At 73.2% G+C, this 19,783-nt stretch carries 19 protein-coding genes; 11 read left to right on the top strand and 8 right to left on the bottom strand.

Features of this window, described 5'->3' with window-relative positions; genetic code table 11:
• Positions 1-30 precede the first annotated feature (30 nt).
• Complete coding sequence (locus CRP52_RS22875; RefSeq protein ID WP_097238092.1) at positions 31-1,023, top strand: Lrp/AsnC family transcriptional regulator; 993 nt, start codon at positions 31-33, stop codon at positions 1,021-1,023.
• 217 nt (positions 1,024-1,240) lie between these two features.
• On the opposite strand, the gene CRP52_RS22880 is transcribed toward CRP52_RS22875, so the two are convergent.
• The 3 genes from CRP52_RS22880 to CRP52_RS22890 form a co-directional block, all read right to left on the bottom strand.
• Positions 1,241-2,083, bottom strand: a complete 843-nt coding sequence (locus tag CRP52_RS22880; RefSeq protein WP_097238093.1) for a helix-turn-helix domain-containing protein — start codon at positions 2,081-2,083, stop codon at positions 1,241-1,243.
• Between the two features lie 78 nt (positions 2,084-2,161).
• Positions 2,162-2,644: a hypothetical protein gene (locus CRP52_RS22885; protein WP_097238094.1), complete on the bottom strand. Its 483-nt coding sequence runs from the start codon at positions 2,642-2,644 to the stop codon at positions 2,162-2,164.
• Between the two features lie 220 nt (positions 2,645-2,864).
• Positions 2,865-3,578, bottom strand: a complete 714-nt coding sequence (locus tag CRP52_RS22890; RefSeq protein WP_097238095.1) for a 4'-phosphopantetheinyl transferase family protein — start codon at positions 3,576-3,578, stop codon at positions 2,865-2,867.
• 298 nt (positions 3,579-3,876) lie between these two features.
• Between CRP52_RS22890 and CRP52_RS22895 the strand changes: the two genes are divergently transcribed.
• A complete protein-coding gene (locus CRP52_RS22895) occupies positions 3,877-5,367 on the top strand; it encodes a choice-of-anchor A family protein (protein WP_143685809.1) in 1,491 nt (496 codons plus the stop codon).
• Between the two features lie 238 nt (positions 5,368-5,605).
• Here the strand turns inward: CRP52_RS22895 and CRP52_RS22900 are convergent, their stop codons facing one another.
• The 3 genes from CRP52_RS22900 to CRP52_RS22910 form a co-directional block, all read right to left on the bottom strand.
• Positions 5,606-6,112, bottom strand: coding sequence for a F0F1 ATP synthase subunit B family protein (locus tag CRP52_RS22900; RefSeq protein ID WP_257032805.1), 507 nt, complete (start codon positions 6,110-6,112; stop codon positions 5,606-5,608).
• A gap of 114 nt (positions 6,113-6,226) precedes the next feature.
• A complete protein-coding gene (kynU, locus tag CRP52_RS22905; protein WP_257032806.1) occupies positions 6,227-7,483 on the bottom strand; it encodes a kynureninase in 1,257 nt (418 codons plus the stop codon).
• A 65-nt stretch (positions 7,484-7,548) separates the two neighbouring features.
• Positions 7,549-8,379 (bottom strand): tryptophan 2,3-dioxygenase, encoded by an 831-nt coding sequence (locus tag CRP52_RS22910; protein ID WP_097238098.1) that lies wholly within the window; start codon positions 8,377-8,379, stop codon positions 7,549-7,551.
• 217 nt (positions 8,380-8,596) lie between these two features.
• On the opposite strand from CRP52_RS22910, the gene CRP52_RS22915 reads away from it, so the two are divergent.
• Complete coding sequence (locus tag CRP52_RS22915) at positions 8,597-9,031, top strand: Lrp/AsnC family transcriptional regulator (protein ID WP_097238099.1); 435 nt, start codon at positions 8,597-8,599, stop codon at positions 9,029-9,031.
• A gap of 95 nt (positions 9,032-9,126) precedes the next feature.
• On the top strand, positions 9,127-9,666 hold the full coding sequence (locus CRP52_RS22920; protein WP_097238100.1) for an NADPH-dependent FMN reductase: 540 nt from the start codon (positions 9,127-9,129) through the stop codon (positions 9,664-9,666).
• Between the two features lie 64 nt (positions 9,667-9,730).
• Here the strand turns inward: CRP52_RS22920 and CRP52_RS22925 are convergent, their stop codons facing one another.
• Positions 9,731-10,363 carry a MarC family protein gene (locus tag CRP52_RS22925; RefSeq protein WP_097238101.1) on the bottom strand — a complete coding sequence of 211 codons (633 nt, stop codon included), beginning with the start codon at positions 10,361-10,363 and terminating at the stop codon, positions 9,731-9,733.
• 232 nt (positions 10,364-10,595) lie between these two features.
• Here CRP52_RS22925 and CRP52_RS22930 point away from each other — a divergent pair, with 232 nt between their 5' ends.
• The 3 genes from CRP52_RS22930 (at position 10,596) to CRP52_RS22940 (ending at position 14,100) form a co-directional block, all read left to right on the top strand.
• Positions 10,596-11,156: a DoxX family protein gene (locus CRP52_RS22930; protein ID WP_097238102.1), complete on the top strand. Its 561-nt coding sequence runs from the start codon at positions 10,596-10,598 to the stop codon at positions 11,154-11,156.
• A 151-nt stretch (positions 11,157-11,307) separates the two neighbouring features.
• The gene (locus CRP52_RS22935) at positions 11,308-11,943 is read left to right on the top strand and encodes an FxLYD domain-containing protein (RefSeq protein WP_218893106.1); all 636 of its coding nucleotides are present in this window, start codon (positions 11,308-11,310) and stop codon (positions 11,941-11,943) included.
• A 345-nt stretch (positions 11,944-12,288) separates the two neighbouring features.
• A complete protein-coding gene (locus CRP52_RS22940; protein WP_097238103.1) occupies positions 12,289-14,100 on the top strand; it encodes a glycosyl hydrolase family 18 protein in 1,812 nt (603 codons plus the stop codon).
• A gap of 157 nt (positions 14,101-14,257) precedes the next feature.
• On the opposite strand, the gene CRP52_RS22945 is transcribed toward CRP52_RS22940, so the two are convergent.
• Positions 14,258-14,818, bottom strand: coding sequence for a MarR family winged helix-turn-helix transcriptional regulator (locus CRP52_RS22945; RefSeq protein ID WP_097238104.1), 561 nt, complete (start codon positions 14,816-14,818; stop codon positions 14,258-14,260).
• A 174-nt stretch (positions 14,819-14,992) separates the two neighbouring features.
• Between CRP52_RS22945 and CRP52_RS22950 the strand changes: the two genes are divergently transcribed.
• The 4 genes from CRP52_RS22950 (at position 14,993) to CRP52_RS22965 (ending at position 19,766) form a co-directional block, all read left to right on the top strand.
• Complete coding sequence (locus tag CRP52_RS22950) at positions 14,993-16,297, top strand: MFS transporter (RefSeq protein WP_257032807.1); 1,305 nt, start codon at positions 14,993-14,995, stop codon at positions 16,295-16,297.
• Positions 16,298-16,512: 215 nt separating this feature from the next.
• The gene (locus CRP52_RS22955; RefSeq protein ID WP_097238106.1) at positions 16,513-18,126 is read left to right on the top strand and encodes a dolichyl-phosphate-mannose--protein mannosyltransferase; all 1,614 of its coding nucleotides are present in this window, start codon (positions 16,513-16,515) and stop codon (positions 18,124-18,126) included.
• Entirely contained in the window at positions 18,126-18,911 is a 786-nt protein-coding gene (locus CRP52_RS22960) for an ABC transporter permease (protein ID WP_097238107.1), read from the top strand. The genes CRP52_RS22955 and CRP52_RS22960 overlap by 1 nt, the downstream gene beginning before the upstream one ends.
• A 267-nt stretch (positions 18,912-19,178) precedes the next feature.
• A complete protein-coding gene (locus CRP52_RS22965; protein WP_097238108.1) occupies positions 19,179-19,766 on the top strand; it encodes a TMEM165/GDT1 family protein in 588 nt (195 codons plus the stop codon).
• Positions 19,767-19,783 lie beyond the last annotated feature (17 nt).

Below are 19,783 nucleotides of genomic sequence, written 5' to 3' on the forward strand. Positions count from 1 at the left end.
AGTGGTCGAGAACGACGGAGATCGGACACCATGGACCTCACCACGACTGATCCGGACAATGTGCTGGACGCCCTCGACCGCCGCCTGGTCTGCGCCCTGCAGGTGGACGGACGGGCCGAGCCCGGCCGGATCGCCGAGGTGCTGGGCGTCTCGGCCCGCACCGTCACCCGCCGACTGGCCCGGATGCGGCAGGCCGGCGTGCTGCGGGTGGTGCGGATGCCCGACGTGGAGGACGCCGCGGTCGGTGCGCTGCTGCTGCGGGTCCGGGTGCTGAGCGGCCGGGTCGACGTCGTCGCGCAGGCGCTGGCCGACCGCCCCGACATCCCCTTCGTCGACGTGATGCTCGGCGGCCACGAGGTCGGCGCCGTGATGCTGACCGACGCCGGCTCCCGCGACCGGCTGCTGTACGGGCAGCTGCCCGCGACGAGCGCCGTCACCGAGACCATCACCCACGCCGTGCTGCACGCCTTCGCCGACGCCGGGCAGTGGCAGGCAGGCCACCTGACCGAGGAGGAGGCCGCCGCGCTCGCCCGGCCCGCCGTCCCGCGCCCCGCCACGCCCCCGCCGCTGGACGCCCTCGACCGCGCGCTGCTGGGCCGGTTGGGCGAGGACGCCCGGCAGTCCCACGCCGTCCTGGCCGCGGCCGTCGGCGCGCCCGAGTCGACCGTGCGCCGCCGGCTGCACCGGCTGGACGGGCTCGGGCTGCTGCGCACCCATGCCACCGTCGACCCCCGGCTGCTCGGCATGGCCGTGGACGCCAACCTCTGGCTGGACGTGCCACCCGGCCGGCTCGCCGAGGTCGGCACGGCGCTGGCCCGCCACCCCCAGGTGCACGGCGTGTTCGCCACCAGCGGCCCGACCAACCTGCTGGCCACCCTCTTCTGCACGGACCACGACGAGCTGTACCGCTTCCTCACCGACACCCTGGGCCCGCTCGGGGCCGCCCGCGCCGAGACCACGATCACCGCCCGCGCGGTGAAACGGTCCGGCGTCCTGCTCCGGCAGCCGCCCCGGAAGCCGTGAGCGGTGACCGGCCCTCACCTGCGGGGTGATCGACGCCCACCGTCCGGCCGGGCAGGGTGGAGGCGCCCGGGGCGGCCGGGCGGCCGCCCCGGCCCCGGGATCCCACCCCCGAGCAGGAGGCGATCCGCCATGTCCGCCCACGCGAACACCCTGACCGCCGGGTACGTCTGGATCCTGCTGCGGGCCGCGGCGGTGGCCCTGTTCGCCGTCCTGCAGCTCACTGCTCCACCGCGGACTGCAGGAAGCGCACCGTCTCCGCGTCGGCCGGGAGGAAGGTCTCCATGGCCAGCTCGGAGACGGTCACGTCCAGCGGCGTGTTGAAGGTCGCGATGGTGGAGAGGAAGGAGAGGATCCGTCCCTCGTGGCGGATCCGCAGCGGCAGCGCGAACGGGGAGCCCTCCGCACCCGGGCCTACGGCAGAACCGTCCGCGGGGCAGTCCGCAGGGCCGTCGGACGGCTCGGGGTAGTCGCGGACCTCCTCGTACAGCCGCCGCAGCGGCTCGGAGCGGACCAGCTCCAGCTTCTGCTCCATCCGTTCCAGCAGGTGCCGCCGCCACTCCCGCAGGTTGACGATGCGCGGCGCCAGCCCGTCCGGGTGGAGGGTGACCCGGATCGCGTTGAGCGGCGGCTGCAGCAGGTGCGGGGCGACGCCGTCCAGGAGCAGCCCGAGCGAACGGTTGGCCGCCAGGACGCGGAAGCTCCCGTCGACGACGACCGTCGGGTACGGGTCGTGGGCGGCCAGCAGCCGCTCCATGCCGCCGCGCAGCGCGTCCATCGAGGGGGCGTCGAGCGGGGTCTCGGGGTAGTGCGGGGCGTAGCCGGCGGCGAGCAGCAGGGCGTTGCGCTCGCGCACCGGGACGTCCAGCTGTTCGGCCAGCCGCAGCACCAGCTCCCGGCTCGGGCGGGCGCGGCCGTTCTCCACGAAGCTGAGGTGGCGGGCCGAGGAGTCCGCCCGCAGGGCCAGTTGGAGTTGGCTGAGCTGTCGTCGTTCCCGCCAGCCGCGCAGCAGTGGTCCGACGCCGGTTCCCGTCGGGCCGCCCATGCCCGCCATGATCGTCATGGACCGGGACGGTACTCGAACGAGCTCGCTCGGCGGGAGGGGGCACCCCCTGCTCGGACCGGACGCGGGTGCCGGACCTCAGACGCCGGTGCTGGAACCCGGTCGGACGACCATGAGCACCACGACCACGGCCCACAGCAGGTTGAACACCCCGGCCGTCATCGGCAGCAGGCGCAGACCGCCCACGGCCTTGGTGCGCCGCTCGTCCGCCGAGTCGAGGCCGAGCGCGTCCACGGCGGCCTGCTGGCCGGGCAGGACGAAGAGCAGCAGCGCGAGCGCGGCGATCGCGGTCAGCACCATCGAGACGATCAGCCAGGACTGGCCGATCACGTCCATGACCTGGGCCAGGCCGATGCCCAGCACCGGCACGGCGACTCCCAGCAGCGCGTAGACCTGGGTGATCCGGTGCAGAACGCGCAGCACGCCCGCGTCGGAGGCCTGGTCCGGCCCGCCGGCCAGCGCGGCCTTCGCCCGGCGCGGGAACATGCTGACGGCCACCGCGACCGGGCCTATGAACAGGACCGACACGAGGACGTGCAGGCTCAGCAGGAACTTGGCCATGGCGGGGCACCCTTTGGTCCGGTGGCGTTGGGATCGGTGGGCGCGCGCGGTCGGCGGGCCCACGACCAGGCACCGTAACACCGTTTATCCACAGGCCCGGCGTGCGGGTCCGGTGCAGGCCCCGGGCCGTGCCAGGTCGCGCGGGGCCAGCCCGCGGCCGGTGGCGAGGGTCAGCCCGTGGCCGGTGGCGAGGGGTCAGCCCGCGGCCGGTGGCGAGGGGTCAGCCCGTGGCCGGCGCCGTGAGCTCCACGATCCGCGGCGGGGCGGTGCTGACGGCCGCGACGGCGGCGCCGTGCTCCGGGTCGGTCCAGTCGACCAGGTGCAGGTCCTCGTACCGGCTGCGCAGCGGGGGCCCGGGCGGGACGGTCAGCGGCAGGGCGGAGAGGTCGATCCGGCCGAGGGTGTCCAGGGTGGCCCGGCCGATCTTGATCAGCGACTCCTTGCGCACCCACTGCCGCAGGAACGCCCGGTCCGGCTCCGGGTCGGCCTCGACCGCGGCCAGCTCGGCCGGGGCGAGCACCCGGCGGGCGACCGCGCCCAGCGAGCCGCCCCGGGCGGACAGCTCGACGTCCACGCCGATCGGCCGGTAGCCGGCGCCCGCCGCGACCACGCCCCGGGTGTGCGACAGGCTCACGTGCACCCCCGGGTGGTCCGGCAGGTACGGCTTGCCGTGGTCGGCCAGCCCGCAGTCCGGGCACTGCTGGGCGAGCACCAGGCCTTCGGCCGGGATGCCGAGCAGTCGGGCGGCGCAGAGCCGGACCAGCAGGTGCCCGGCGGTGAAGTCGGTCCGCCCGGACTCGTGCCGGAAGCGTGCCGCGCGCTCCCGTTCGAGTGCGGTCAGCAGGTGTTCGCTCGCCTCGGGGTGCCGTAGTACGGCGTCGGCGGACGCCACGACGACGAGCGGCGCGTTCCGGTCCAGGGCCTCGGTGGTCATGCCTCCAACCTAGCCCGATCCCGCCGGCCCCAAGCCCCGTGCCCTCGGGGGCCGGACCGGTGGGGACCGGCAGGGGAGCGCGCCGGGGACCGTGGGTGGCCGTTCGTGGGAACTCCGGATCGGATTCGAGGTCCTGGAGGGAGTGAATCGTCCGATTCGAGGTTGGATGTCCTGGATCTGTGGGATGGTCAGCAAATATCACAGAACATGGCAGGCCGTCCGGCCCTGCCCTTTTCCATGCGCGGAGGAATTGTCGATGGGTCAGGCAACCGGTTCGCCGGGTCACAGAACGACCGCCGTGAGGACACCTGCCACCCGCGGCCGCCGGGCCGTCCGGGCCGCGGTGGCGACCGCCGTCGCCGCGCTGCCGCTGGCCGCCGTGCTGACGGTCGGCTCGGCCGCCCCGCTGGCGCCGCCGTTGGGCGCCTGCACCGGACCCGACTGCCCCGCCACCTGGCCGCCGCCGAACAACGGTGACTTCACCGGCCGGGACTCCACCATCAACGTCTTCACCGGCGGCGACTACACCGTGAACGGCCGCGCCGCCGAGGCCGAGGGAAAAATCGTCACGCTGGGGAACCTGACCGTCGACAAGAACGGCGGCGGGGTCTACAACATGGGCGTCGTCGGTGTCGGCTCCCGCGTCGTGCCGCCCAACGGCAGCGACTTCGTGACCACCGGCGGCAGCGTCGACGTCAAGACCGGCAACCGGATCCTGATCGGCGGCAGCGACTCCCACGGCCCGGCCTTCGGCAACCTGCGCCACGCGGGCAGCGTCACCGGCACCGTCAACATCGACCCCACCGGCCAGTCGATCCAGGACCCGAACGCGGCCGCGCCGTACCAGACGGTGCTGACCCAGATCGAGGAGGTCTCCGACTGCGTCGGGCGGGCCGCCGCGACCGGAACGGTCGACATCTCCTCCAGCCAGGCCACCTTCACCGGAGACGGGACCAGCATGAAGCAGGTCTTCAACGTCACCGGGAACCTCACTTCGCCCACCGGCGGGCAGATCGGCCTGGTCTTCAACAACATCCCGGCCGGCGCCACCGTCGTGGTGAACATGCTCGGTGACAGTCCGATCATCAACACCTACACGGGCACCGGTCTGGCCGGGGACCAGACCACCGCCATGCGGTCGAAGCTGATGTACAACTTCCCGACCGCGACTTCGGCCCAGATCCTCGGCAGCGCGCAGTTCCAGGGCTCGGTCCTGGCCGGCAACCCGGGCGGGACCACGACCATCGCCCAAGCGGGCATGAACGGGCGGGTGTACCTGGCGGGCAACCTGATCCACACCGGGACGGGCGGCTACGAGATCCACAGCTACCCGTTCGACGGGGACCTGCCGGAGTGCACGGTGACGCCGAGTCCGTCGCCGACGTCCTCCTCGCCCTCGCCGACGTCGCCGAGTCCGACGTCGCCGAGTCCGACGTCGCCCAGCCCCACCTCTCCCTCCCCGACGTCTCCGTCCCCGACTTCGCCGTCGCCGACGTCTTCGAGCCCGACGAAGCCCAGCCCCACCTCTCCGTCGCCGACCTCGCCGAGCCCGACCCGCACCGGCCACAGCCCGAAGCCGTCGACGTCGAGTGCGGATCCGACCAGCCACCACCCGACGGAGCACCCGACCGGGCACAACTCCGCCAGCCACCACCCGGGTGGCGGCGGTGAGTTGCCCTCCACGGGTGCGGGCAACGCCCCGGTGGTCTTCGGCCTGGCAGGCGTCGGCCTGCTCGGTCTCGGTGGCCTGGCCGTGATGGCCGCCCGCCGCCGCGGCCGCCACGGCTGACCCACGACCCAGGCCGCCCGCGTCGACCCGACCGGGCGGCCTGGGCACGTCCTGGGGCCAGGCGTAGGGCCCGTCTTCAAACCCCCGCCTGCGGGCCGACGCCGGGGCACGCACCTCGCCGCGTTGTCGTCGGTCGCCAATGCGCTGCATTGGGCTCCCTCCTCCGCCTTGCGATGCACGCACCCCAACGCCGCCCCGCCCGCCCTCCGGGCGAACGACGGGGGTTTGAAGACGGGCCCTAGGAAGGCCGGTTCTCCGAGAGGAAGCGGTCCACCGTGCGGCGGTGGGCGGCGACGGTGTCCACCGGTTCGCCGACCACCCGGCCGGCCAGGGCGACGGCCAGCTCGCCGACGTCCTGCCGGAGCCGGTCGGCGGCTGCGGCGCGGTTGGCGGCGATCCGCGCGTGGCTGGTGGCGAGCAGGGCTTCCCGGGCGTGCAGGCCGTCCGAGCGGGCCGCCGCGATCGCCGCCGCGCCCCGCTGGGCGTACTCCTCGCGGATCCGGGCCGCCTCGTGCCGGGCCGCGCCGATCTCCCGCAGTGCGGCGTCCCGGACGACCTCGGCCTCGGCGCGGACCGCCTCCGCGCGTTCGGTACGGCCTTCGGTCGCGTCCCACCGTGCGGCCCGCACCCGCTCGATGCGCGGGAGCAGGCCGCCGCCGAGGGCCCACATCATCAGGAAGAGCTGGGCCAGGCCGAGGGCCAGGATGGAGGGATCGGGCTTGAGCGGACCGAGTTCGATGTTCACGCGCAACCTCCCCTTGGTCTGACTGGCAGTCAAGTGCCGGTCGAGTGGGGGGATTCCCCGGCGTGATGGCGGTCGAACGTTCACTCGACCATGAGCTCGGTCACGTAGGGTGCGCTACGTCACCGCGCCCCGGCGGGAGAAGCGTTCCGCCCGCCACTCGCCGCTCTCCAGCACCTCGGCCAGCTGCCGGGCGGCATCCCAGACCTCGGTGTAGGAGAGGTAGAGCGGCGTGAAGCCGAAGCGCATCAGGTCCGGCGCGCGGAAGTCCCCGATCACCCCGCGCTCGATCAGCGCCTGGACCACCGGGTAGCCGTCCGCGTGCCGCAGCGCGACCTGGCTGCCGCGTCGGGCGTGCTCGCGCGGGGTCACCACCTCGATGCCGTCCAGGCCCTCGGTCAGCGCGATGAACAGATCGGTCAGCGCCAGGCTCTTCGCCCGCACCGCCGCGAGGTCGACCCGCTCCCAGAGGTCCAGCGAGGTGTCGAGGGCCGCCTGGCCGAGCAGTGAGGGCGAGCTGGTCAGGAAGCGGCCGATGCCCGGCTTCGGGTCGTACCCGGGCTCGAAGGCGAACGGGCGGGCGTGGCCGAACCAGCCGCTCAGCGGCTGCAGCGGACCGGCCGCCAGGTGCCGCTCGGCGACGTACAGGAAGGCCGGCGAACCGGGGCCGCCGTTGAGGTACTTGTAGGTGCAGCCGATCGCGAAGTCCGCGTTCGAGGCGCCGAGTTCGACCGGCAGCGCGCCCACCGCGTGGCACACGTCCCAGATCATCAGCGCGCCCGCGGCCTGCACCCGGGCGGTGATCCCGGGCATGTCCAGCAGCTCTCCGGTGCGGTAGTCCACGTGCGAGAGGACGACCGCGGCGACGTCCCCGTCCAGGTGCCGGTCCAGCTCCTCCGGCCGGACCAGCACGCTGCGCGCCCCCTCGACCAGACCGGCCACGCCCTCGGCGATGTACAGGTCGGTCGGGAAGGCCTCGGCGTCGCCGAGCAGCGTGCGCCGGCCCGGGCGCAGCCGCAGCGCGGCCGACAGCACCTTGAACAGGTTCACCGAGGTGGTGTCGCAGACGACCACCTCCGCCGGATCGGCCCCGATCAGCGGCGCGATCCGCCGTCCCAGCCGGTAGGGCTGCTCGAACCAGCCGGCGTCGTTCCAGCTGCGGATCAGCTCCCGGCCCCACTCCTCCTCGACCACCTGGCGCACCCGCTCGGGCGTGCGCACCGGCAGCGCGCCCAGCGAGTTGCCGTCCAGGTAGATCACCCCGTCCGGCAGGGCGAACTCCTTGCGGAACGCCGCCAGCGGATCGACGGCGTCCAGCGCCGCGCACTCCTCGCGCGTGGTCGCGCCCATCCGTGCGCCCGTTCCTGCGCTCATCCCCGTGACCGTCCCTTCGTCCGTTCCCGCGTCCGTTCCCGCGCCCGCCACGTCGTTCCCCTCGTTCACAGCTCGTCCCGGATCGTCCACAGCTCCGGGAAGACGTCCTGCTCGGCCGACTTGCGCAGCCAGGTCAGCCCGCTGGAGCCGCCCGAGCCGGGCTTGCCGCCCATGGTCCGCTTGACCGCGGACAGGTGCCGCTGGCGCCAGCGGGTGACCCGCTCGGCGACGTCCAGCAGGGCCTCGCCGAGCGGCTGCAGCGCGGCGAACTCCGGCTCGGTGTACACCCGCCGCCACGCCGCGGCAACCTCCTCGGACGGGCGGTAGCGCTGCTCCGACGGCTCCGGGAGCGGGCCCAGGCCGCGCCGCGCCAGCAGTGCCAGCACCTCGTCGTACAGGCCGGGGGAGCGCAGCGCCTCGACCAGCTCCTCGCGCGTCCGCGGCATCCCCTCGTACATCCCCAGCAGCGCGGCGTTCTTGTTGCCGAGCACGAACTCCAGGTGCAGGAAGGCCGCGGACTGGAAGCCGGAGGCCTCGCCGAACAGCGCGCGGAAGGAGTTGAACTCCTGCGGCGTCATGGTGGCCAGCAGGTCCCAGGAGTCGACCAGGACGTCCTGGGCGTGGGTGCCCCGGCGCAGCGCGGCCAGGGCGGCGGGCAGGTCGTCCTCGCGCAGCGCCTGCCGGGCGAGCGTCCACTCGTGCCGCAGCAGGTCGAAGAGCAGTTCCATCACCTGGGTGGTGATGATGAACGACAGCTCGGCGGGCTCCTTGCTGCGCGGGTGCTGCAGGTCGTGCAGCTCCTCCAGGCGCACGTACTGGGCGTACGGAGTGCTCCGACCCGGCACCCCACCCCGACCGAACGACAGGTTGGGTGTCTCCACCGTGTCGTGCCCCATCCCGATGCCTCCTGATCCGTCCGGGCCCCGTCGCCCGCTCCGGTGAACCAGACGGACTGCCTGATTCCACCGGGGTGCCCATTGTGCGGCGGTGGAGCCCCCCGCTTGAATGGTCGACGGGCACCGCAACCGCCCGTGGAGCTGTCGTTCGCGAGGCGTTCGGCCGATTCGCTTTACGAATGGAAAACCCTTGATCCCGACCACCCGGGGAGTCGCCATGGACGCCGTCGACCGCCGCCTGCTGGCCGAGCTGCAGGCCGACGCCCGGCTCTCGTACAACGAACTCTCCCGCCGGGTGAGCCTGTCCGCACCCGCGGTGGCCGAACGGGTCCGCCGGCTGGAGGCCGAGGGCGTGATCAGCGGCTACCACGCCCACGTGGACCCCACCCGGTCCGGGCTGCCGATCACCGCGCTGGTGCAGATCCAGTGCTACGGCCCGCGCTGCGTACTGCGCGACCCGGAGGTGGCGACCTGGCCGGAGGTGCTCCAGCTGCACCGGGTCACCGGCGGTGCCTGCTGCGTGCTGCTGGTCGCGGTGGCGACGATGGCCGAGTTCGAGGCGCTGTGCGACCGGCTCGGCGGCTACGGCCAGCCGGCCAGCTCGATGATCCTCTCCAGCCCGGTGCCGTGGCGGCCGCTCGCGCCGCGCTGACCCGCGGGTGGGGGCGGTGGCGGTGGCGGCCGGTGGTCCTGACGTCGGCCTTGATGTTGGCCTTGACGTTGACGTCAAGGAGTAGGTTCCTCGGCATGTCGAACGAGTGCCACATCCTGCTGCTGCCGGGGAGCCTGCGGGCCGGCTCCGCCAACGAGACGGTGCTGCGCACCGCGGCCGTCGTGGCCGCCGCCACCCCGGGCCTGCGGACCACGTACTACACCGGGCTGGCCGGGCTGCCGCACTTCAACCCCGACCACGACACCGACCCGCTGCCGGAGCCGGTGGTCGCCCTGCGGGCCGCGATCGAGGCGGCCGACGCGCTGCTGGTCTGCACCCCCGAGTACGCCGGAACGCTGCCCGGCTCGTTCAAGAACCTGCTGGACTGGACGGTCGGCGGGGTCGAGATCTCGGACAAGCCCACCGCCTGGATCAACGCCGCCGGGCCGGGCCGCGGCGGCGGCGCCGAGGCGACCCTGCGCACCGTCCTCGGCTACACCGGCGCGGCGGTGGTGGACGCGGCCTGCGTGCGGATCCCGCTGGAGCGCGGGGCGGTCGGCCCGGACGGGCTGGTCGCCGACCCGCTGGTGCGCGAGCGGATCGGCGCGGTGCTGGCCGAGCTGGCCGCCGCCTGACGGCCGGTGGGTCGGCGGGCCAGGTGGGTCGGGTGGGTCGGGCGGGCCGGGCGCTTCGGGCGGGTCAGTGCGCCGCGGGCAGGTGCACCCCGAGCCCGGCCAGGCCGGCCAGGACCAGCTCCACGCCGACCGCCGCCAGCAGCAGCCCGAGCAGCCGGGACAGCACCTCCAGCGAGGTGCGGTGGGTGCGCTGCATGATCGGCGCGAGCAGGGCCACGCAGAAGTAGTTGATCACCGTCACGGAGACGTACGCCCCGGCGACGGTGGCCTTCCAGGCCCAGTCGTCCCGCAGGAGCGAGGCGACCAGGACGGCGCTCACCGCGAGCGGGCTGGCGATGTACGGCAGCAGCAGCTCGCGGATGCCGTCGACCAACGGGTTCGGCAGGTGCTCGTCGTCCTCGTCCGCGCCCCCGAGGTGCACGCCGAAGACCAGCGCGACCGCGTACACGAAGAAGATCAGCCCGCCCGCGAGCTGCAGCGACTGGTCGCTGATGTGGAAGAGCGTGCTGACCTCGTCCGCCGAGAAGCCGAGCACCAGGCCGATCACCGCCGAGATGGCCGTGCTCCACGCCGCCAGCCGCCGCAGCTCCCGGGTGCTGCGGGTGGGGGCCAGCCGGGCGAAGGCCAGCAGCGTCTTCGGCGGGCCGACCACGGCGAAGAAGGTGATGAACGCGCTGCTCAGGTTGAAGACGAACATGGGCCAAGCATGACCGCGGCGCCGGTGGCGGCCGGGCCGCCACGCCCCGCGGCCGGGCGTGGCGTGGTCTCCCCGGTGCGCCCGTGGACCCCGTTCGGCGGGGCATTCCCGGCTGTCTGCGGATTCGCCCGGATGGCGGGCTCCGGCTCGAACGGGTGCGCGCCCTCGGGTGCCATGGAGACAGGACTGCCACCGGGCAGCGACCACTCCGCCGCGGAAACGAGGATGCGACATGTGCCTGAACCGTAAGGACCTGGGCCTGTTGGCCCTGCGCAGCGCGGTCGGCGGGGTGCTGATCGCGCACGGCACCCAGAAGCTGTTCGGCTGGTTCGGGGGCGGCGGCCTGGATGCCACCACCCAGGCGATGGACCACATGGGCTTCCACCCGGCCCGGCAGAGCGCGATCGCAGCCGGTGTCGGCGAGGCGGGCGGCGGCGCGCTGCTGGTGGCCGGGCTGGCCACGCCCGCGGCCGGGGCGGTGGTGGCCGGGACGATGGCGGGCGCGGTGGCGGTGCACGCCCCGGCCGGCTTCTTCGCGATGTCCGGCGGCTACGAGTACCCGGCCTTCCTCGGCGCGGCCGGGCTGGCGATCGGCCTGGCCGGGCCCGGGCGGTACTCGCTGGACCACCTGACCGGCCATGTCTTCGACCGGTCGTGGGTCGGCCTGCTGTCCTTCGTGGGGAGCGCGGCGGCGGCGTACGGCGTGGTGGCGCGGCGCCGGCACCTGGTGCGGCTGCGCGAGGAGCGGGCCGCCGTGGAGGCGGACGAGCAGGAGGGCTCGGGGCTGTCCTGAGCGCAGCACCGAGGGGGCCCGCTCACCCGGAGGCAGCAGCCCTGCTGGCGGCCGCCCCCGGGCCCGCGGAGGGTGGGCGGGAGGCGTGCCGGGCAGCCCGGCGCCGACCGGAAACGCCGACCGGAAACGCCGACCGTGAACGAGGGATCGCATGGACCGCCAGCCGCTCACCCGGGCCACCCCCCGGACCCCGTCGAGAGTTACCGCGCAGGACCTGGGCGCGCCGCCGCTGCGCGGTCAACGGCAGCCTGTAGCACGGGTGTTGGTCGCATCGGTGGCCGGTGCGGTGCTCGGTGCGGCGGTGCTGGCGGGCTGTTCTTCGGGCAAGAGCGCGAGCAGTGTGGCCTCCGAGGCGGCGTCCGCGGCGGCGAAGGGCGCGAGCGCCGCCGCCTCGGCCGCCTCCGCGCTGGCCTCGGTGGCCGGCGGGGCGTCCTCGGCGATCGCCTCGGTGGAGGCGCAGGCCTCGGCGGCGGTGTCGGCGGCCTCCTCGGCCGTGGCCGGGATCAAGGGTGGGCTGGACGCGAAGGCCGACGTCACCGCCGGGCCGGTGACCACCGGCGTGGACGGCAAGGCGCAGGTGCAGTTGACCGTCACCAACCACGGCCAGCAGTCGTACCGGTACGTGATCCAGCTGAACTTCACCGACGAGTCGGGCAAGGTGCTCGACGCGACCGCGGTGACCGTCCAGGACGTGGCCGCCGGGCAGAGCGCCCAGGCCACCGCGCGGAGCAACCGGGAACTCTCCGGCACGGTCAAGGTCGAGGTCGCCAACGCCATCCGCTACTGAGGCGCAGCCACCGGGGAGCGGGGCGCAGCTCGGCGGGGGCCTTGGCGCGGGCGTCGAGCGGGGGCGTCGAGCGGGGTCGAACCTTAAGCGGGACTCAAGGCCCAACGGGACCCCTTGACGGGCGAGTTGGTCTAGTCCATTTTTATTGCCCAGGTGCAGGGAGCCCCTGAACCGGCGTCAACGGCCTCGTGCCGCGGGCGCCGGTTCGGCACATCCCGGTGTCCGTCATGGCCTGATCCCGCTCGATTCCCCACCCTTTCCTGTCATGTCCCGGTCGTCCGGCCCCACCCCGGACGCACACCCCCGGGCCGACCGGAATCCCCCACAACCAGGAGTCATGCACCCATGCTGCGCTCACGCATTGAAAGGGCCGGGACGCCGGCTCCGCAGGGCGGCTGTCGACGCCGCCCCAAGAGCCTGGCCGCCATCGCGGCCGGCACCACCGCCTCCCTGCTGCTCGGCGCGGGCCTCGCGCTGTCCGGCGGCGCCGCGGCCAACGCCGCGACCACCAACAGCACCGGCGCGCCCGCGACCAGCGGCGGCATCAAGGTCGCCTACTTCGACCAGTGGTCGGTCTACGCGAACGCGTACTACCCCAAGACGATCCAGGACACCGGCGTGGCCGGGAAGCTGGACTACCTGATCTACGACTTCGCCAACATCCACCCGACCGACCTCGGCTGCTTCGAGGCCACCAAGGCCGCCGACACCAACGACAACAACCCCAACGCCGGCGACGGTGCGGGCGACGCGTTCGCCGACTACCAGAAGAGCTTCGGCGCGGACATCTCGGTCGACGGCGTCGGCGACGTCTGGAACCAGCCGATCGCGGGCAACTTCAACCAGCTGAAGAAGCTGAAGGCGAAGAACCCGAACCTCAAGGTCCTGCTCTCGCTGGGTGGTTGGACCTACTCCAAGTACTTCTCGGCGGCGGCCGCCACGGACGCCTCGCGCAAGCACCTGGTCTCGTCCTGCCTCGACATGTTCATCAAGGGCAACCTCCCGTCCGACGCCGGCTTCGGCGGCCCGGGCTCGGGGGCGGGCGTCTTCGACGGCATCGACATCGACTGGGAGTACCCGGGCGGCGGTGGCCACACCGGCAACCTCTCCAGCCCGGCCGACAAGCAGAACTTCACGGCCCTGCTGAAGGAGTTCCGCACCCAGCTGGACGCGCAGGGCAAGGCCGACAACAAGACCTACGCCCTGTCGGCGGCGGTCGGCGCCGGCCAGGACAAGATCATGAACGTCGAGACCGACAAGATCGGTCAGTACCTGACCTTCCTCGACGTCATGACCTACGACATGCACGGCGGCTGGGACGCGCAGGGCCCGACCAACCACCAGGCCCCGCTCTACTCCGGCCCGAACGACCCGTCGACCCCGGCCAAGCCGGGCAACGGCAAGTACTCGATCGACAACGCCGTCAAGGCGTGGACGGTCGGCGACGCGCAGTACGGCATCCCCGGCGGCTTCCCCGCCAACAAGATCAACATGGGTGTGCCGTTCTACTACCGCGGCTGGACCGGCGTGAAGGACAACGGCCAGCACGGCCTGTTCCAGCCCGCCGCCAGCCCGGCGGCCGGCGCGGCGATGTCCGGCAACGTCCCCGGCATCCAGATGTACAAGGAGCTCGCGGGCTTCGTCGACAACCCGTCCAAGACCTTCTGGGACGACGCCGCCAAGGCCACCTACTTCTACGACGGCAACACCTTCTGGAGCGGTGAGGACGCCAAGTCGATCCAGGCCAAGCTCGACTACGCGCACTGCAACGGCCTCGGCGGCTCCTTCGCCTTCTCGCTGTACGACCTGGGGACCAGGACCGCCCTGTTCGACACGATGGTGAACGCCACCAACGGCTCCGCCGCCGGCTGCCCGGCCCCGCCCACCGGCACGCCGACCCCGACCCCGACCGGCACCCCCACCGGTACGCCGACGGGCACCCCGACCGGAACCCCCACGGGCACCCCGACCGGCACCCCGACCACGCCGGCCACCTGCTCGGCCGCCCCGAGCTGGGACCCGAACACCACCTACGCGGCCGGCGGCACCAAGGTCTCCTGGAAGGGCCACTACTACACCAACAAGTGGTGGACCAAGGGCGAGGACCCGACCCTGAGCGGCCAGTGGGGCGTCTGGGCCGACAACGGGCCCTGCTGACACCCCGCAGCACCGGAGGCCCGACGGCCCCTCGCACCACCTGATGTCATGAGTCCGGCCCGCCGGGGGGAGTCCCCCGGCGGGCCGGACTCGACCGTTTTCCGGGCCTGTTCGGCCCGAGGCCCCGAGGCTCCGAGGCCTCGAAAGCCCCGCGCCGCTAGCCCAGGTCGGTGGTGCGTGCGGGGGTGTCGGGGCGGCTCTCCTCGATCCGGCGCAGCATCCGGGCCAGCAGGCCGGAGAGTGCGGTGCGCTCCTCGCCGGTGATGTCCTGGAGCAGCCCCTCCTCGAAGACGGCCGCCATCCGCATCGATTCGAGCCACTTGTCGCGGCCGGTCTCGGTCAGCTCGATGATCACCCGCACCCGGTTGGACTCGTCCCGATCCCGGGTGACGAGGCCGTCGGCCACCATCCGGTCGATCCGGTGCGTCATCGCCGCCGGGGTGAGCCCGAGCCGCTTGGCCAGCTCGCCCGGCCCCAGCCGGTAGGGGCTGCCGGCGACCACCAGGGCCTTGAGCACCTCCCACTCGGCGGAGGTGATTCCGAGCACAGTCAGCTGCCGGTCGTACGCCACGCCCATCCGTCGGGAGACCCGGTTGAGGGTCTGCACGATGGTCTCCACCTGGGGGTCCACGGTGGGGAATTCCCGCTGGTAGAGGGCCACCTGCTCGGCGATGCCGAACTCCAGGGGGGTGGCCGGCACGGGCTTGTCCGTAGTCATGCGGACCAGTGTCGCACGAGGGTGCACGCCTTAAGCCTTTGACTCCGCACTCTTCCGGTGCTAAGACTTTATCTCGTCAAACTTTAGCTCTGAAATCTTCTGGACTTAAGAGTGTGGGTCTCAAGAGTGTGAGGCTCAAGACTGTCCAGTCGAAACCAGGAAGGGATGTGCACGGTGACCGGCACGGTGAAGCAGCAGAGGCAGCAGCGACGCGGGGCGGGCGGCCCGCTGCGCCGCGTCCAGATCGGCAACGCGCTCAGCGCGTTCGGCAGCGGGTTCACGATGCCGTACATGTTCGTGTACGTGGACCAGGTGCGCGGGCTGGGTTCGCTGGCGGCCGGGATGGTCTTCACCGTCTTCGCGCTGGCGGCCCTCGCCGTCCTCCCGTTCACCGGGCGCGGCATCGACAGGTACGGCCCCCGCCCGGTGCTGCTGGCCGGCGCGGCGCTCGCCGCCACCGGCGCGTTCGCCTTCGGTCACGCCACCGGCACCCCGGCCCTGCTGGTCTCCTCCTTCCTGTTCGGTGCGGGTGTCACCACCTGCCAGCCGGCGCTCGCCACGATGATCGTCCGCTGCTCCACGGCGGCGACCCGCTCGCACGCCTTCGCGCTGCAGTTCACCCTGGTCAACCTGGGCATGGGCATCGGTGCGCTGGTCGGCGGGCAGATCGTGGACGTCTCCGACCCGGCCAGCCTGACCAGGCTGTTCACCATCGAGGCGGCGACCTTCCTCGGCCTGGCCCTGGTCACCGGCACCGCCCGGATGCCCAAGGTCGTGCTGACCGCCGTCCACGGCAGGAGCGACGGCCCGACCGGCCTGCGCGCGCTGGTCGCCGACAAGGCGATGCTGCGGCTCTGCCTGCTCGCCGGGCTGATCTTCTTCACCTGCTACGGCCAGTTCGAGTCCGGCGTCGCGGCCTTCGCCACCGACACCGTCGGCACCGCCCCCTCCACCCTGGGCTTCGCGATCGGCGCCAACGCGCTCACCATCGTGGTCCTGCAGATGTTCATGGTGCGGATCACCGCGCGCCGCCGCCGCACCACCGCGATGGCCGCGGCCGGCCTGGTCTGGCTCGGCGCCTGGGCGATGGCCCTGCTGGCCGGCCTGATCCGGACCGAGACCATGGCCGCCACGGTCGCCATCGTCTCGATCTACGCCCTGTTCGGCGTCGGCGAGTCGCTGCTCGCCCCCACCATGGGCCCGATGGTCGCCGACCTCGCCCCGGCCCGGCTGCTCGGCACCTACAACGCCGGGTACGCCCTGGTGAAGCAGATCGCGATCGCGGTCGGCCCGGCCGTCGGCGTGCTGCTGGTCGGCTCCGGCACCTGGCCGCTCTACCTGGCGGCGATGGCCGGCTCCACGCTGCTGGTCGTCACCCTGGCGCTGCGGCTGCGCCGGCACCTCACGCCGGAGCAGGACAACGCCGCACCGGCCGTGGTCCACGCCGTCCCGGTCCGCGAGCTGCAGACCGCCGCGTAGCAGACCGCCCCGTGGCGGAGGGGCGAGCAGCCGAAGGGCACACGGCCGAAGCGCACGTACGAGCGTTCGGAACGGGCGCCGACCAGGTCACCTGGTCGGCGCCCGTCGCGCTTGGCTTCGCGAGCACCGCCACATAGTGTCAGTGGCTGTTGACCGCCCGGATCCGGCCGCACCGGCCGGCCCGGGCAGCGAGCAGACAGGCGATTCGGCAGGCTATGACGCAAGCGGCGCTCACGCACCCCCCGGCGGCCCCGACCCCCGCCGCCCCCGCACCGGCCCCCCGCGGCGGCCTGGTCCGCTGGGCGGCCGACCGCTCCGGCTGGCTCGGGCCGATCGGCGTCGCGCTCTTCGCCGGCCTGCTGCGGTTCTGGCACCTCGGCTACCCCAACGCCTTCGTCTTCGACGAGACGTACTACCCCAAGGACGCCTGGTCGCTGCTGCAGCAGGGCTACGAGGGCTCCTGGCCCGACCACGCCAACGCCGACATCCTGGCCGTCCCGCAGGCCGTCCCGCTCGGCTCCGCCCCCGAGTTCATCGCGCACCCGCCACTCGGCAAATGGGTGATGGCGATCGGCGAGCAGCTGTTCGGCCTGCATCCCTTCGGCTGGCGGTTCATGACCGCCCTGCTCGGCACCTTCACCGTGCTGATGCTGGCCCGGATCGGCCGCCGCCTCTTCGGCTCCACGCTGGTCGGCTGCACCGCCGCGCTGCTGATGTCGGTGGACGGCCTGCAGCTGGTGATGAGCCGGATCGGCCTGCTCGACGGCATCCAGATGTTCTTCGTGCTCGCCGCCTTCGGCAGCCTGCTGATCGACCGCGACCACGCCCGCGCCCGGCTGGCGCAGGCGATGGACGGCGACCGCGTACGGCTCGGCGCGCGCCCCTGGCGGATCGCCGCCGGGGTGTTCCTCGGCGCCGCCTGCGCGGTCAAGTGGAACGGCGCGCCGATCCTCGCCGCCTTCGGCGTCCTCACCGTCCTGTGGGACCAGTCCGGCCGCCGTGCGGCCGGCGCCCGCCACCCCTGGCGCTCCATGCTGCGCCGGGACGCCGTCCCCGCCTTCCTCGCGATGGCCGGCTCCGCCCTGGTGGTGTACGTCGGCGCCTGGGGCGGCTGGCTGGCCAGCGGCGGGGTCGGTGACGGCGGGTACGACCGGCACTGGGCCGACGGCCGCGCCGGGCTCTGCCCGGACAGCTTCCTCGGCATCCCGCTGCCGCAGGTGTCGATGAGCTGGGTGCCCGCGGCGCTGCGCAGCCTGTGGCACTACCACTCGCAGATGTACGACTTCAACACCGGCCTGAGCACCCCGCACACCTACCAGTCCAACCCCTTCGCCTGGCTGGTCGACGGCCGCCCGGTCTCCATGTACTGGGAACAGGTCCCCGAGGGGGCGCGCGGCTGCACCTCCTCCGGCGGCTGCTCGGCGCAGATCCTCGGCCTGGGCACCCCGTTCCTGTGGTGGGCGGCCTGCTTCGCGCTGGCCTACCTGCTGTGGCGCTGGTTCTTCCGGCGGGACTGGCGCTCCGGTGCGGTGCTCTGCGCGGTGGCCGGGATCTACCTGCCCTGGTTCCGCTACCAGGAACGGACGATCTTCTCCTTCTACATGGTCGTGCTGGTGCCGTTCCTGTGCCTGGCCGTCGCCCAGATGCTGGGCGCGATGGTCGGCCCGCCCGGCTGCAGCCCCCGGCGCCGCCGGATCGGCGCGATCGGGGCCGGGGCCGTCGTGCTGGCGATCGTCGGGTGCTTCGCCTTCTTCTATCCGCTGTACACGGCGGAGGTGATCCCGATGTCGTCCTGGCAGGACCGGATGTGGTTCACCAGCTGGATCTGATGGCGCCAGGGCCCGCCCTGGCGGCCTCCGGCGGTCAGCTGCTGCCGGTCACCCCGGTGCTCGGGGTGGTCACCGCCGTCCTGCTGGTGGCCGCCGTCGCCGTCGCCGGGCGGGGCCTGCTCGGCCACGGGCACGCGGTGCTGCGGGCCGGGCTGCGGGCCGTGGTGCAGCTGGCCGGGGTCGCCGCGGTGATCACCTGGGTGGTCGGCTCGCTCTGGTGGTCGGCGCTGTTCGTGCTGGTGATGTTCGTCGTCGCGGTGCGCACCGCCGGGCGGCGGATGACCCCCGGGCCCGGCTGGGTCTGGGCGGCCGCCCCGATCGGCGCCGGGGTGCTGCCGGTGCTGGCCCTGCTGCTGGGCGTCGGACTGCTGCCGCCGAAGGGGCTGTCCGTCATCCCGGTCGCGGGCATCCTGATCGGCGGCGCGCTCACCGCGACCTCGCTGGCCGGCCGGCGCGCCCTGGACGAGCTGCGGCAGCGGCGCGGCGAGGTGGAGGCGGCGCTGGCGCTCGGCTTCGAGGAGCGCGAGGCGCGGCTGGAGATCTGCCGTACGGCCGCGGCGACCTCGCTGGTCCCGGCGCTGGACCAGACCCGGACGGTCGGCCTGGTCACCCTGCCCGGGGCCTTCGTCGGGATGCTGCTCGGCGGGGCCTCGCCCGTCCAGGCGGGGGCGGTGCAGCTGTTCGTGCTGGTCGGGTTGCTGGCGGTGGAATCGGTGGCGATCGTGGTGGTGCTGGAACTGGTCGGCCGGGGCCGGGTGACCGCGGGTGCGGTGGGCGAGGGCTGAGGGCTGCGGGCTCCGGGGCTTCGGTCGAGGGCTGCGGGCTCCGGGGCAGTCGGCGGGGTCGGGTACCCTTGGGGGCGTTGAAGGGGAGTAGCCCTCCACCGGACCGTCGACATACTGGCCCCCAGGGGCCCGGCGCCCGGGGCACCGCTCGAAGAGCGTTGCCGGCGAGACCTTCGGCCGCAGTGCTGTGACCATGACCAGTGCTGTCGGGCCGAAGCGTCCCCTGACGGAGCTGCGGAGGCCGGGCAGCCCGACCGAGGAACCCTTCTGATGAGTTTGACCGTCGCCGCGTTGACCTTCGGCATCATCTTCCTGGCCGAACTGCCGGACAAGACCGCGCTGGCCAGTCTGGTGCTGGGCACCAAGTACCGGGCGAGCTACGTCTTCGCGGGCATCGCCGCCGCCTTCGCCCTCCAGGTGGGCATCGCACTGGTCGCCGGGCACCTGCTCTCGCTGCTCCCGCACCGCTGGGTGGAGGGCGTCACCGGCCTGCTCTTCCTGGCCGGCGCCGCGATGCTGCTGTTCCACGGCGGCGGGGACGAGGACGAGCACGCCGCCAAGGAGCCGTCCTCGAACAGCTTCTGGAAGGTGGCCGGGGCCAGCTTCGTGGTCGTCGCGATCGCCGAGTTCGGCGACCTGACCCAGATCATGACCGCCAACCTGGCCGCCAAGTACGCCGATCCGCTGGCCGTCGGCATCGGCTCCTGGCTGGCGCTCTGCGCGGTCGGCGGGGTGGCCATCGTGGGCGGCCAGAAGCTGCTCAAGTACGTGCCGATGAAGCTGATCATCCGGGTGGCGGCGGCGATCATGGTGGTGCTGGCGGGCGTCAGCATCTTCGGGGCGATCACCGGCTGACGGGCGGGGCGCCGCCC

This window comes from Streptomyces sp. 1331.2, assembly GCF_900199205.1.
Lineage (GTDB): Bacteria > Actinomycetota > Actinomycetes > Streptomycetales > Streptomycetaceae > Kitasatospora.